Annotated in this window: 13 protein-coding genes; 10 read left to right on the top strand and 3 right to left on the bottom strand. The window is 73.1% G+C overall.

All coding sequences use genetic code 11. The features are described from left to right. Nucleotides 1–78 precede the first annotated feature (78 nt). Genes AA23TX_RS25395 through AA23TX_RS25435 form a run of 9 tightly spaced genes read left to right on the top strand, consistent with a single transcriptional unit; the run spans nucleotide 79 to nucleotide 9,133 of the window. A complete protein-coding gene (locus AA23TX_RS25395) occupies nucleotides 79–1,410 on the top strand; it encodes a SidA/IucD/PvdA family monooxygenase (RefSeq protein ID WP_155545347.1) in 1,332 nt (443 codons plus the stop codon). Then, nucleotides 1,407–1,778 carry a cupin domain-containing protein gene (locus tag AA23TX_RS25400; protein WP_338422510.1) on the top strand — a complete coding sequence of 124 codons (372 nt, stop codon included), beginning with the start codon at nucleotides 1,407–1,409 and terminating at the stop codon, nucleotides 1,776–1,778. The genes AA23TX_RS25395 and AA23TX_RS25400 overlap by 4 nt, the downstream gene beginning before the upstream one ends. Next, nucleotides 1,775–3,313 carry a class I tRNA ligase family protein gene (locus tag AA23TX_RS25405; RefSeq protein WP_155545348.1) on the top strand — a complete coding sequence of 513 codons (1,539 nt, stop codon included), beginning with the start codon at nucleotides 1,775–1,777 and terminating at the stop codon, nucleotides 3,311–3,313. Before AA23TX_RS25400 ends, AA23TX_RS25405 begins: the two co-directional genes overlap by 4 nt. Next, on the top strand, nucleotides 3,310–4,521 hold the full coding sequence (locus AA23TX_RS25410; RefSeq protein WP_155545349.1) for an FAD-dependent oxidoreductase: 1,212 nt from the start codon (nucleotides 3,310–3,312) through the stop codon (nucleotides 4,519–4,521). The genes AA23TX_RS25405 and AA23TX_RS25410 overlap by 4 nt, the downstream gene beginning before the upstream one ends. After that, on the top strand, nucleotides 4,518–5,816 hold the full coding sequence (locus AA23TX_RS25415) for an ATP-grasp domain-containing protein (RefSeq protein ID WP_155545350.1): 1,299 nt from the start codon (nucleotides 4,518–4,520) through the stop codon (nucleotides 5,814–5,816). The genes AA23TX_RS25410 and AA23TX_RS25415 overlap by 4 nt, the downstream gene beginning before the upstream one ends. Further along, entirely contained in the window at nucleotides 5,813–6,154 is a 342-nt protein-coding gene (locus tag AA23TX_RS25420; protein WP_155545351.1) for an avidin-fold protein, read from the top strand. Before AA23TX_RS25415 ends, AA23TX_RS25420 begins: the two co-directional genes overlap by 4 nt. Further along, nucleotides 6,151–7,497 carry an FAD-binding oxidoreductase gene (locus AA23TX_RS25425; protein ID WP_155545352.1) on the top strand — a complete coding sequence of 449 codons (1,347 nt, stop codon included), beginning with the start codon at nucleotides 6,151–6,153 and terminating at the stop codon, nucleotides 7,495–7,497. Before AA23TX_RS25420 ends, AA23TX_RS25425 begins: the two co-directional genes overlap by 4 nt. Next, complete coding sequence (locus tag AA23TX_RS25430; protein ID WP_155545353.1) at nucleotides 7,497–8,027, top strand: flavin reductase family protein; 531 nt, start codon at nucleotides 7,497–7,499, stop codon at nucleotides 8,025–8,027. Before AA23TX_RS25425 ends, AA23TX_RS25430 begins: the two co-directional genes overlap by 1 nt. A gap of 56 nt (nucleotides 8,028–8,083) precedes the next feature. Further along, a complete protein-coding gene (locus AA23TX_RS25435; protein ID WP_196425527.1) occupies nucleotides 8,084–9,133 on the top strand; it encodes a radical SAM protein in 1,050 nt (349 codons plus the stop codon). Here the strand turns inward: AA23TX_RS25435 and AA23TX_RS25440 are convergent, their stop codons facing one another. Further along, complete coding sequence (locus tag AA23TX_RS25440) at nucleotides 9,134–9,565, bottom strand: MerR family transcriptional regulator (protein WP_155545355.1); 432 nt, start codon at nucleotides 9,563–9,565, stop codon at nucleotides 9,134–9,136. Nucleotides 9,566–9,589: 24 nt separating this feature from the next. Between AA23TX_RS25440 and AA23TX_RS25445 the strand changes: the two genes are divergently transcribed. Continuing rightward, a complete protein-coding gene (locus AA23TX_RS25445) occupies nucleotides 9,590–10,981 on the top strand; it encodes an MFS transporter (RefSeq protein ID WP_155545356.1) in 1,392 nt (463 codons plus the stop codon). On the opposite strand, the gene AA23TX_RS25450 is transcribed toward AA23TX_RS25445, so the two are convergent. Both AA23TX_RS25450 and AA23TX_RS25455 read right to left on the bottom strand, forming a co-directional pair. Next, the gene (locus tag AA23TX_RS25450) at nucleotides 10,956–11,240 is read right to left on the bottom strand and encodes a MoaD/ThiS family protein (RefSeq protein ID WP_155545357.1); all 285 of its coding nucleotides are present in this window, start codon (nucleotides 11,238–11,240) and stop codon (nucleotides 10,956–10,958) included. The two genes, AA23TX_RS25445 and AA23TX_RS25450, sit on opposite strands and share 26 nt — an antisense overlap. A gap of 2 nt (nucleotides 11,241–11,242) precedes the next feature. Continuing rightward, nucleotides 11,243–12,325 carry a WD40/YVTN/BNR-like repeat-containing protein gene (locus AA23TX_RS25455; protein WP_155545358.1) on the bottom strand — a complete coding sequence of 361 codons (1,083 nt, stop codon included), beginning with the start codon at nucleotides 12,323–12,325 and terminating at the stop codon, nucleotides 11,243–11,245. Between the last annotated feature and the right edge of the window lie 43 nt (nucleotides 12,326–12,368).

Genomic DNA, 12,368 nt, shown 5'->3' on the forward strand with positions numbered 1-12,368 from the left:
AGGTCGTGAGTGAGAAACAGTGTTCTAACCCTGTTTCTCACTCACGACCGGCCGCGGCAGACCGGAAAGAAGAATGCGATGACTGTCCACGAAGTGGATGTCCTGATGATCGGGGCCGGCCCGGCGAACCTCGCGCTGGCCGTGGCCCTCGAGGAGTGCGGCCGGGCCGGGGTGGCCCGCGGCGCGATGATCCTCGAACAGCACGAAGACGTGAAGTGGCAGCGGAACCTGATGCTGCCGTGGGCGCGCAGCCAGGTGTCGTACGTCAAGGACCTGGTGACCCTGCGCAACCCGCGCAGCCGCTTCTCCTTCCTCAACTTCATGCACGAGCGCGGCGAGCTCGACGAGTTCGTCAACCTCGGCACCTTCAACCCCTTCCGCTGGCAGATCTCCGCCTATCTGCAGTGGGTGGCCGACTCGCTGGAGCAGGTCCGGATCCGGTACAACGCCCGCGCCGAGCGGGTCCTGCCGATCCACTCGGAGTCGGGCCAGGTGCTCGGCTTCACCGTCCCGCTGTCCGACGGCGACACGATCCTCTGCCGCGACCTGGTCGTCGGCGGGGGCCGGGACGCCCACGTGCCCGAGGTGTTCCGCGGGCTGCCGGCCGAGCGGGTCGTGCACAGCACCGAGTTCAGCACCCGCGTCGCCGAGACCACCGCGCTCGCCCGCCCGGGCAAGCCGCTGCGGCCGGTCGTGGTCGGCGGCGCGCAGAGCGCGGCCGAGATGTTCATGGCCCTGCACCAGGAGGCGCCGGGCTCGTCCCCGACGCTGCTGCTGCGCGCGATCGCCCTCAAGGACTACCAGACCAGCAAGTTCGTCAACGAGCTGTTCTTCCCGTCCTTCGTCGACGAGTTCTTCACGATGTCCGACGCGGCGCGGGAGAAGGTGCTCGCCGAGATGCACCTGACCAACTACGGCGGCCTGGCCGCGCCGTTCCTCGAAGAGCTCTACACCATGCTCTACAAGCAGAAGATGCTCGGCCAGCCGGTCTCGACGATCCGTGGGTCCGCCGATGTCGTCGGCGCCCGGGCCGAGGGTGACGAGCTCGTGCTCGACGTCCGCGACCTCAAGCACGACACGGTCGAGCAGGTCCGCTGCGACGCGGTGTTCCTCGGCACGGGCTTCGACCCGCGGATGCCGTCGATGGTCCGCGGCCTGGCCGACGCGATCGGGCTGGACGCGGTCTCCGTGAACCGGCGTTACCGCGCCGACCTCGGCGCCGGCGCCTACGGGGCGCTGTACCTGCAGGGCGTCAACGAGGCGACGCACGGCATCTCGGACTCGCTGATCAGCGTGCTGGCCCAGCGGTCGGCCGAGATCGCCGGGGACATGGTCGAACGCCGCGTCACGGGCGCGGGCCCGGACGACGACCTCCGCCGCACCGGCGAGTCCGTGGTGGTGGCGGTATGATCGACGTCCGCCCCCTCGACCGCGCCAACCTGGAACGCGCGTACGGGCTCGATTCGCAGCGGCTGCTGCCCTGGCCGGAGCTCAACGCCCCGTTCGAAGGCGCCTGGTGCGTCCTGCGCCCGCACACCACGTCCACCGCGCACTCCCACCACGAGTACGAGATCTTCATCGCCCTGGCCGGCGTCGCCACGCTGGTCGTCGACGGCGTCCGGCACCTGTTCTCGGCCGGCGACATCGTCCGGCTGCCGCCCGGCTCGACGCACTGCGTCGCCAACGAAGGCGACAAGGACTTCGAGTACTACGGCGTCTGGTGGGACCCCGAGATGTCGGCGCAGTTCACGGCCCGCCACGAAGCGGGCGTGTCATGAGCGCCCGGACGGTCGTCATCTCGCCCGCCCCGACGGCGAACGGCGACCTGCACCTCGGGCACATCGCCGGGCCGTTCCTGGCCGCCGACGTGCACACCCGGTACGCCCGGTCCCAGGGCCGGGAAGTGTTGCTGGGCACGGGTTTCCAGGACACGTCGACGTTCGTGGTGACGACCGCGCACCGCCGCGGCGTCACCCCGGCGGAGCTGGTCTCCACGTCGGCCGCGCAGATTTCCGCCAGCCTCGAGGCCATGGGCATCGGCGTCGACGGCTACACCGGCGACGACGACCGGTTCACCAAGTGGGTCGTCGACTTCGTCGCCCGGCTGCACTCGGCGGGCAAGCTGGAACTGCGCACGATGAAGTTCCCGTACTCGTCGCGTTCGGGCGAGTTCCTCGTGGACGGCTTCGCGTCCGGCAGCTGCCCGGAGTGCCTCGCCGAGTGCTGCGCGGGGCTCTGCGAGAGCTGCGGGCAGCTGGTCGCCGCCGGGGACCTGCTGGACGTCCGGTCCACTTTGGACCCGTCGGACCCGGTGGTGCTGCGGGAAGCCGACGTGCTCGTGCTGCCGGTCGAGCGGTACCGGTCCCGGCTGCGGGCGCATTTCGCCGCGCACGCTTCGGGGATGCGGCCGCACATGGCGCAGGCGATGGCGGCCATGCTGGCGCGGCCGTTGCCGGACTTCCCGGTGACGTACCCGACCTCGTGGGGCATCGAGGTGCCCTTCCCCGAGGTCGCGGGGCAGCGCGTCAACCCCAACGCCGAGCCGATGGCGTGGAGCATGCACTGTTCCGCGCTGTCCGCGGAGAAGCGTTCGGGCCCGGTGTCGTCGGAAGACGCGTTGTGGCTGGCCGGCGCGGGTTCGGAGATCGTGTACTTCCTCGGGTTCGACAACATCTACCCGTTCGCGATCGCCGGCCCGGCCATGCTGCTGGCGCTGGACGGCCGCTACGACCTGCCGACGCGCTACCTCACCAACGAGTTCTACGAGCTGGACCACCGGAAGTTCTCGACCAGCCGCGGGCACGTGGTGTGGAGCCGCGACTTGGCGGCGGAGGTGCCGCGCGACCTGATCCGCTTCCACCTGGCGGCGACGAGTCCCGAGCACCAGCGGACGAGCTTCAGCCGGGACGCGCTGGCGCGGGTGACTTCCGCGCGGCTCGTCGAGCCGTGGAACCGGGTGGCCGACAAGGTCAACCGGTGGGTCGGCCTCGGCCCGCTGCCGGTGTCGTCACGCTCGCGTCGCGCGGCTTCGCGGATGGCTTCGCGGTTCGCGGAGTCGTACGAGCTGGCGGGGTTCAGCCTGAACCGCGCGGCGGAGACGATCGCGGAGCAGCTGGCCCGCTTGGACGGTCGCACGGTGACGGGCGCGGACGCGGGTGACTTCTGCTTCGAGGTCGACCGCCTGGTGCGGGGAGCCGCGCCGATCCTGGCGGACCTGGCATCGCAGGTCCTGGGGGCGGACGCGGGGGTGGACGCGGAGTCGTTCACGCCCGTCGCGCTGCCCCGGCTGCGGGAAGCGGAGGCCGGGAGATGAGCACCGGCATCCGGCAGCGAAGCGCGGCCGTCGCGGTGGACGGTGCACCGTCGCCGCTTTCACGGGAAAGCGGCCACCTGGGCCGGAGCTTGCACGTGAAAGCTCCGGCCGGGGTGCGGCGCGACGGCCTGCGGGTCGTCGTCGTCGGTGGGGGGATCAGCGGGCTGCTCACCTCCATCCGGTGCGTGCTCGCCGGGCATCGCGTCGTCCTCCTCGAACGCGGGCCCGTGCCGCATCCCGGGGCCACCTCCTTCGACCAGCACCGGGCGCTGCGGGCGCTCGTCGTCGGGGATCGGGCCGCCACGCGGCGGGCCGCCGAGCTGCACCGGCGGTGGCGGGAGCTCGATGCCCTGCTCTGCGATCACCTGCCGGGTGCCGGGCTCTACTGGCGCGTCGGAGTGCTTCAGGCCCTGCCGCCCGGGCTCATCCCCGCGGCCGTCGCCACCGCGAGCGCCGCCGGCGTTCCGCTGCGGATCGTCCACCCGTCCGCCTACCCCCTCATCGGGTTCCCGCGGGGCAGCGGTGCCGTGTTCGAGCCGCACGCCGGGACGCTGCTCGCCGACCGCGTGCTGCACGCCGCCGCTCGCTGGCTGCGGCACCACCCGGACGCCGAGCTGCGGCCCGGCCGGGAAGCCGTCGCCGTCGACCCGGACCAGGCGAAAGTCCACCTGGCCGACGGCACGACCGTGCCCGGTGACGTCGTCCTCGTCGCGGCCGGGCCGTGGACCGCGGCGCTGGTCGACCGGCCGGTCGCGCTGCACCGGCAGACGATGGTCTACCTGCGCCCGCCCGCCGCGCTCGCCCACGCCTGGGCGGCGACGCCCACCGCGGGCGGGCTCGGCGCCGACGGGCGGGCGTGGCTGCTGCCTTCGGTGGCGGGCACGCTGCTCAAGGTGAGCACCGACGCCGTCCGGCGCGAGGTGACCACCCTCTCCGGCCCCGACGACGACGCGGGCTGGGCGGCACGCGTCCTCGCGGCCGGCGTCGTGTCCGATGTGGACGGTTACGACGTCGTGCGCGTCAAGCACTGCCACTACGCCACCGCCGAAGGCGGCGACACGGGCTTCGTCCGCGTCGGGCCCGCCGCCTGGGCCCGCCCGGCCAGCGGCCCCGACGGCTTCCGCACCGCTCCGCAGGCCGCGGACGCCGTCGTCGCCGAGCTCGCCGGCGAAGCCCTCGTTCCCTCCATCCGAAAGGACCTTCGATGAACCCGAACCCGGGCGCGCTGCTCGTCATCGGCAGCGGCCTCAAGCTCTACCGCGAATACCTCGTCCGATCCGTCGCCGCCCGCGCCCGCGAAGCCGGGCTGCGGCTGGTCCTGATCAACAACCTCAAGCCGACCTGGCAGCACGAGTACTTCGACGACATCACCGTGGTCAACGTCTTCGACCACGTGCTGCTCACCGAGACCGCGCGCGAGCTGGCGACGCACTACAGCGTGGCCGGCGTGCTCTGCTGGGACGAGCCGCTGGTCATGCCCGCGGCCGAGCTGGCCGCCGAGTTCGGCGTGCCCGGCCTCAGCATCCCCGGCGTGCACGGTTGCCGCGACAAGCACAGCTGCCGCGTCCGGCTCACCGCCGCCGGCCTGCCGCAGCCCGGCTTCCACCTGGCCGTCGACCTCCACGACGCCCGCGCGGCGGTCACCCGCATCGGTTTCCCGGTGGTCGTCAAGCCCCGCGCGCTCGGCGCCAGCATGGGCGTCTCCCTCGCCCGCGACGCGGGGGAGTTCGACGCCGCCTACCGCGTCGCGCACGAGGCCAGCCTCGTCGGCGACGAGCCCTACCGCGGCGGCGCGATCATCGAGGGCTTCGCCGACGGTCCCGAGATCAGCATCGACGGCGCCGTCCACAAGGGCGAGTACCTGCCGATGTTCATCGCCCGCAAGAGCACCGGGATGCCGCCGTTCTTCGAGGAGACCGGTCACCTCGTCGACGCGGGCGACCCGCTGCTGCGCGACGAAGAGCTGCTGCGCGTCCTGACCGAAGCGCACCGCGTGCTCGGCATCGAGAACGGCATCACCCACACCGAAGTCCGGCTCACGACGAACGGCCCGGTGATCATCGAGGTCAACGGGCGCCTCGGCGGCGACCTCATCCCGTTGCTCGGCAAGACGGCCACCGGCATCGACCCGGGCAGCGTGCTGTTCGACGTCGCCACCGGCCAGCGCCCGGACGTCACCCCGACGCGGTCCGGGGTCGCCGGCATCCGGTTCGGCTACCCGGACCACGACTGCGTCGTGCACTCGGTCGAGGTGCCGTGGGACGCCCCCGGCCTGGTCATGGCCTCGCCCATGGTCGAGCCGGGCACCACGCTGCGGCTGCCGCCGGGCGGGTACATCGCGCGGCACTCGTTCGTCGCGTGCGAGGCGGACGACGCCGAGACGTGCCGTCAGCGGCTGGCGCAGGCGGCCTCGCTCGTCGAGGTGGAGGCCGTCGAGATCGAACCGCCGCCCGCCGGCACCACCCTGGCGATGCCGGCCGGACTCCTGGACGTGGACGAATGAGCATCCACTACGACGGCCGCCGGTTCCGCGCGCTGGGCGGCGGCGACGGTACGTACGCGGAGTACCGCCAGCACGGCGACCTGGTGTGGGCCGAGTTCGAGGGCGGCCACGTCCGGCGCGGCACGGTGACCGGCACCTGCGACGCCGCCGGCGTCCTGCGGCTGGCCTACACGATGGTGCTCGAGAGCGGCGAGGTGATCGCGGGGAACAGCGTGAACACCCCGCAGTGGCACGGCGGCACCCTGGTGCTGCGCGAAGTCTGGGAACGCCACGGCGAGCACGCGGCCACCGGCGTCTCCTACCTCGAAGAGGTCGCGCTCGAAAGCCGCGCGTCATGACGACGTGGGACGGCCTGCGCGGCCTGGGCGAACTCCGGTTCGTCGGCGACCCCGGCTTCGCCGCCGCGGCGCCGGTGAACCGGCGGTTCGCCGCCACCCGGCCCGCGGCGGTGCTGACCGTGACGAGCGCGGCCGGCGTCGCCCGGGCCGTCGAGTGGGCCCGCGCGGAGTCCGTGCCGCTCGCGGTCCGCGGCGGCGGGCACAGCTACGCGGGCCACTCGACGGGCCCCGGCCTGGTGCTCGACCTCGGGCGGCTGTCCGGGATCCGCGTCGACCGCGGCACCGGGCTGGTCACCGTCGGCGGCGCGACGCCGATGAAGGCGCTCTACGCCGGGTTGCGGCCGTGGGACCTGACCTTCCCGCTCGGCAACTCCGACACCGTCGGCATCGGCGGCCTGACCCTCGGCGGCGGCGTCACGACGATCTCCCGCGCGCACGGCCTGACGTGCGACGCCCTGGTCTCGACCGACGTCGTGCTCGCTGACGGCTCGCTGGTCACGGCGTCGGCCACGGAGAACCCGGACCTGTTCTGGGCCTGCCGAGGCGGCGGGGGCGGCACCTTCGGCGTCAACACGAGTTTCACGTTCCGGGCGCGCCCCGCGCCGTCCGGCTCGACGTGCGTCGTGCTCTGGGCGTGGCCGCACGCGGTCGAGGTCCTCGCGGTGATGCAGGAGATCATGCTCGCCGCGCCGGAGGAGTTCTCCGCGCGGATCGGCATCGCGCGCTCGGCGGGTGAGGACGGCGTCGTTTCCGTGGTGGGCCACCACCTCGGACCGGCCTCGGAGCTGTGGGAGCTGCTGGCGCCGGCCTTCGCCGTCGCGGCTCCCGACCGCGTCGACATCGAAGACCGGGACTTCTGGGACGCGGCGTCCTTCCTGCACCACAGCAGCGAAGGCGGGGCGTTCGCCGTCCGCACGCGCTGCACCCCGCACGCGATCGCGGACGCCGGGCTGGAGGCGCTGGTCCGGGCCGTCGAGAAGTGGCCCGGCAGCGGCAACCCCGACGGCGCCGGGGCCGCGTTGTTCGCGTGGGGCGGGGCGATCGGCCGGGTCCCGGTGGCGGACACCGCGTTCCCGCACCGCGACACGAAGTTCCTGCTCAGCCTGGACACCTCGTGGACCGAGCGGGACGCGCCCGGCGTCGTCGCGGCGAACCTGGACTGGCTGCACGCACTGCACGCCGAGACGGGCGAGTTCGCGCCGGACGCGTCGTACGTCAACTTCACCGATCCGGACCTCGAAGACTGGCGCGGCGCCTACTACGGCCCGAACGCCGCCCGGCTCGCCGAGGTCAAGCGCCGGTACGACCCGGACCGGTTCTTCTCGCACCCGCAGGGGTTCTGATGGCTCCCGATCTCCGTGGCGCGATGCGCACCTTCGCGACCGGCGTGTGCGTCGCCACGACGTACCGCGACACCCCCGGCGGCCGGCGGCACGACGCCGTCACCGTCAACTCCCTGGGGTCGATCTCCCTCGACCCGCCGCTGGTTTCGCTGTCCTTCCGCAAGGAGTCGGCGTTCCTGGCGGACCTGCTGGACGCCGGCCGCTGGGTGGTGTCGATCCTGCCGGCGGACGCGCGCGACGTGGCCCGCCGGTTCGCCGGCCCGCGTGCGGCGCGGGCGTCCGAAATCGCCGTCCTGGAAGCGAAGCCGGGGTCGCTCACCGGGGCGCTCGTGCTCGAGGGCGCGAGCTGGCTGGAATGCGCCCTGGCCGAGAAGATCGACCTGGGCGACCACACCCTGGTCGTCGGCGAGGTGCTGGCCACGGGCCACGACCGGCACGCGCCGGCGCTGGTGTTCGTGCACGGCGGCTACCACGCGGTCACCGATCCGCGCGCCGTTTCCGGGCCGGGCCAGTGGGGCGAAGCGCTGTAGGGGTCGTGTCCGAATCTGGCTAGCCCGGCCTCGCCGGGCCGGGCATGCTCGGCGGAGTGAGTGGAGAAGCGATGCGCTGGAGCGGCCAGCGCACGGACCGGGTCGACGAAGGAACGCTGCCGGGCCTGGCCCGGCTGACCGGGTTCGTGCGCAGCGTCCGCACGCCGGAGTTCCGGGATGTGACGTTCCACGAGGTGCTCGCGAAGAGCGCGTTGAACCACGTGCCGGCGGACGCGCGCATGCTGCCGGGCGAGTACACGATCAACCCGTACCGCGGCTGCACCCACGCGTGTCAGTACTGCTTCGCGCGCAACACGCACACGCGTCTCGGCCTGAACATCGCCGGCGACTTCGACAACGAGATCATCGTCAAGACGAACATCGTGGAGGTGCTGCGGGGCGAGCTGGCCCGCAAGCGCAAGCTCCCGCCGAGGGTGGCGTTCGGCACGAACACGGACGTCTACCAGCGCGCGGAGGGCCGGTACGAGCTGATGCCGGGCATCATCGACGCCCTGGCGGGGCACCGGGTGCCGTTCTCGGTCCTGACCAAGGGGCCGCTGATCCGCCGGGACCTCGATCACCTGGCCCGGGCCGCCGGGCGGACGACGGTGCACCTGGGCGTGTCGCTGTCGATGCTGGACGAGGAGCTCCAGCAGTCGGTGGAGTTCGGCACGGCGACGACGACGGCCCGGCTGGCGACGGTCCGCGCGATCCGCGACGCGGGGCTGGAGTGCACGGTGTTCCTGTCGCCGATCCTGCCGCACCTGTCGGATTCGGTCTCGCAGCTGGAGTCCTTGGTGGCGGCGGTGGCCGCCGCCGGGGCGACGGACGTGTTGTACCACCCGCTGTACTTGTCGAGCGGGGTGAAGGACGTGTTCTTCGCTTGGCTGCGGCGGTCGTACCCGGCGTTGGTGGGGGAGTACACGAAGCTGTACTCGTCCGGGTCGGAGACGTCCTACCGGCACGAGATCGGGGCCCGGATCCGGCCGCTGATCGCGAAGTACGGGTTCCCGGAGCCCAGCAAGGAGATCGAGGACAAGTTCGCGTTGAACGGCCGGCGGGGTCGGCCACCGCAGGAGGAACCGGCCCAGGCCACGCTGTTCTGACTACCGGGTACCGCCCGGCGCCCACAGGCCGTCGGCGTCCCCGGCGGCCAGACGTCCCCGGTAAACCCCGATCTTCCGGTCGATCAGCCGCAGGTTCTCCTCCAGCTCCGCCAGCCGGGTCAGGACGTCGTCGCGGTGGGACTCCAGCAGTGCCAACCGTTCCTGCTCGTTCCCGTGGCCCGCGCCGACCAGCTCCGCGTAGCGGCGGATCACCTTGATCGGCATGCCGGTGGCCCGCAGCTTGGTGCAGATCTTGATCCAGTCCAGGTCGAGCTTCCGGTACCGGCGCCGGCCGCCCGAAGTGCGGTCGACCCGCGTGACCACCAGGCCGGCTCGTTCGTAGTAGCGCAGCGTGTGCGCGCTGACCCCGGAGCGGCGCGCCGCCTCGGCGATGGTCAGCCCGGCCTCGGGGATCGGTTTGACTTCGAGCACGCTCTAAATCCTACCGTCGGCGGCATGAAGTCTCCCGCGCTCGTGCTGGCCATCTGCTGCACCAGCATCGTCGTCGCCGTCATGGACATCTCGATCGTCACCGTCGCCCTGCCGTCGATCCGCCGGGACCTCGGCGCGTCCGTCGAAGGTCTGCAGTGGACAGTCGACGCCTACACGCTGGTGCTGGCCGGGTTCCTCGTGCTCGCCGGGTCCACCGCCGACCGGTTCGGGCGCAAGCGCGTCTTCCTCACCGGTCTCGCCGTCTTCGGGATCGGGTCGCTGCTCTGCGGCGTGGCGCCCGGCATCGGCTGGCTGATCGCCGCCCGCGCCGTCCAAGCGGCCGGGGGGACCATGCTCAACCCGGTCGCCCTGGCCATCGTCGTCACCACCTTCCCCGCCCCGGCCGAACGCGCCCGCGCGATCGGCGTGTTCGGGGCGATGTCCGGCCTGGCGCTCGCGCTCGGGCCGATCGTCGGCGGCGCGCTCGTCGACGGACTGGGCTGGCGGGCCGTCTTCTGGGTCAACGTCCCGATCATCGCCGCCGCCATCGTGGCCACCGTCCGGTTCGTGCCCGAGTCCCGCGCGGCCCGGGCGCGCCGGTTCGACCCGGCCGGGCAGGTGCTCGTGGTCCTCGTGCTGGGCTGCGTGGTGGAGGCGATCATCGAGGCGCGCCGGCTCGGCTGGACGTCGCCGGTGATCCTCGGCCTGCTCGGCGTCGCCGCGCTCGCCGTGGCCGCTCTCCGCCGCTGCGAACGGCGCCGCGCGGACCCGCTGCTCGAACTGCGGCTCTTCCGCAGCGTCCCGTTCAGCGGCGCGATCGTCATGGCGTTGTTCGCGCTCTGCGGGTTCGGGGCCTTCCTCTTCGCCACCACGCAGTACCTGCAGGACGTCCGCGGCCTGCCTGCCCTCGACGCGGGGCTCTGCCTGCTCCCGGTCGGCGTGCTCGTCCTGGTCCTGTCGCCGCGGACGGGACGGCTGGTCGGCGCGCGCGGGCCGCGGCTGCCGCTGGTCGTCGCCGGGGTCGCGCTCGCACTGGGCGGCGCCGCGACGGCGTGGCTCGGCCCGGCGACGCCGCTGCCGCTCGTGCTGGTGGTCTCCCTGCTGTTCGGCGTCTTCCTCGGCACGGTCAACCCGCCGATCACCACGACGGCCGTCTCCGGGATGCCGGCTTCGATGGCCGGCGTGGCCGGGTCGCTGGCCTCGGCCGGCCGGCAGACCGGCACGACCCTGGGCGTCGCGCTCGCCGGGACGGTCGGGGCGGGACCCGGCGTGTGGTGGCTGGTCGCCGCCCTGGGCGCGGGTGTCCTCGTCCTCGCCCTCGTCAGCACCGGCGAGCGGGCGGCCGCCACCGGCCGGCGCGCCGCGGAGCTGTTCGCCGAGGTGGAAGGAGTCAGCCACCGGCGACCGACGGGATGATCTGCACCTCGCCGCGGTCGCGCAACGCCGTCGACGGGCCGTCGAGCCGGCGGCACTCCTCGCCGTCGACGTAGAAGTTGACGTACCGGCGCAGGCCCGCTTGCTCGTCGCGCAGCCGCCGTTCCAGCGCCGGGTACCGCTGCGCGAGCTCGTCGAGCAGCGCCCCGAGCGTGGCCGCCTCGCCGAGCTCGACCTCCAGCCGGGACTCGCCGCCGGTCTTCGCCCGCAGGGGACCGGGCACCAGCACGGTGATCAGCACGGTCACACCGTCGCGGCGCGGACGCTCAGCACGTCCGGCAGGTGCGAGACGACCAGCTCCCAGCTGTCGCCGTCGTCCCGGCTGGCGTAGACGTCGCCGGTCCGCGAGCCGAAGTACACCCCGGCCGGGTCGGCGTCGTCGGCGCACATCGCGTCGCGCATGACCCCGGCCCAGTACCCGTCCGGCAGGCCGGCGCCCATGGCCTCCCACGACTTCCCGGCGTCTTCGCTGCGGTACACCCGGCACCGGCCTTCGGGCGGGAACCGCATGACGTCGGCGGTCAGCGGGAACGTGTAGATCACCTCGGGCCGGTGCGGGTGGACGACCATCGGGAAGCCGAAGTCGCTGGGCAGGCCGTCGGCGATGGACTGCCAGCTCGCGCCGGCGTCGTCGCTGCGGTAGACGCCGTGGTGCACCTGCGCGAAGAACCGGTCCGGCGCGCTCGGGTGCATCGCGACCTTGTGCACGCAGTGGCCGTACTCGGGGTACGGGTCGGGCACGTGCACGGCCTTGATGCCGGTGTTGCTCGCCCGCCAGGACGCGCCGCCGTCGTCGGTGCGGTAGACGCCGCCGGTCGACATCGCCACGGTGACGCGGCCCGGCTCGACCGGGTCCGGGAGCACCGTGTGGATCGCCTTGCCGCCGCCCCCGGGCGTCCAGTGCTCGCGGTGCGGGTGGTCCCACAGGCCGCGGACCAGCTCGTAGGTGCGGCCGCCGTCCACCGACCGGAACAGCGCGGACGGCTCGGTGCCGGCGTAGACGACGTCCGGTTCGCTCGCCGGCCCGGGCACGAGCTGCCAGGCCCGCACGAGGGACTCGGCGGTGTCCGGCGGGAAGGCGATGGGGGCGTGGTCGGGCTCCTGCCAGGTGGCGCCCAGGTCGTCGCTGGTGGCGACGCTCGGCCCGAAGTGCTCGCTGGTGACCCCGGCGAGCAGCCGCGGCGCCGCCCGGCGCGTGTCGATGCCGACCGCGTACACCTCGGTCATCGGGTGGTGGGGGCCGGTCACCTCCCAGCTCGAGCGGTCGTCCGGGCCGGTCGCCAGCCACAGACCCTTGCGCGTCCCGATCGCGAGCACGACAGCCATCCGGGCACCCTCCCTCGAAGTGACCGGTGTCACAGTACTCTCC

The organism is Amycolatopsis camponoti (assembly GCF_902497555.1).
Lineage (GTDB): Bacteria > Actinomycetota > Actinomycetes > Mycobacteriales > Pseudonocardiaceae > Amycolatopsis > Amycolatopsis camponoti.

Excerpts from the sequence above, each read along its gene's own strand:
- AA23TX_RS25395 (WP_155545347.1), top strand. The coding sequence starts at position 79 with ATGACTGTCCACGAAGTGGATGTCCTGATGATCGGGGCCGGCCCGGCG.
- AA23TX_RS25400 (WP_338422510.1), top strand. The coding sequence starts at position 1,407 with ATGATCGACGTCCGCCCCCTCGACCGCGCCAACCTGGAACGCGCGTAC.
- AA23TX_RS25405 (WP_155545348.1), top strand. The coding sequence starts at position 1,775 with ATGAGCGCCCGGACGGTCGTCATCTCGCCCGCCCCGACGGCGAACGGC.
- AA23TX_RS25410 (WP_155545349.1), top strand. The coding sequence starts at position 3,310 with ATGAGCACCGGCATCCGGCAGCGAAGCGCGGCCGTCGCGGTGGACGGT.
- AA23TX_RS25415 (WP_155545350.1), top strand. The coding sequence starts at position 4,518 with ATGAACCCGAACCCGGGCGCGCTGCTCGTCATCGGCAGCGGCCTCAAG.
- AA23TX_RS25420 (WP_155545351.1), top strand. The coding sequence starts at position 5,813 with ATGAGCATCCACTACGACGGCCGCCGGTTCCGCGCGCTGGGCGGCGGC.
- AA23TX_RS25425 (WP_155545352.1), top strand. The coding sequence starts at position 6,151 with ATGACGACGTGGGACGGCCTGCGCGGCCTGGGCGAACTCCGGTTCGTC.
- AA23TX_RS25430 (WP_155545353.1), top strand. The coding sequence starts at position 7,497 with ATGGCTCCCGATCTCCGTGGCGCGATGCGCACCTTCGCGACCGGCGTG.
- AA23TX_RS25445 (WP_155545356.1), top strand. The coding sequence starts at position 9,590 with ATGAAGTCTCCCGCGCTCGTGCTGGCCATCTGCTGCACCAGCATCGTC.
- AA23TX_RS25455 (WP_155545358.1), bottom strand. The coding sequence starts at position 12,325 with ATGGCTGTCGTGCTCGCGATCGGGACGCGCAAGGGTCTGTGGCTGGCG.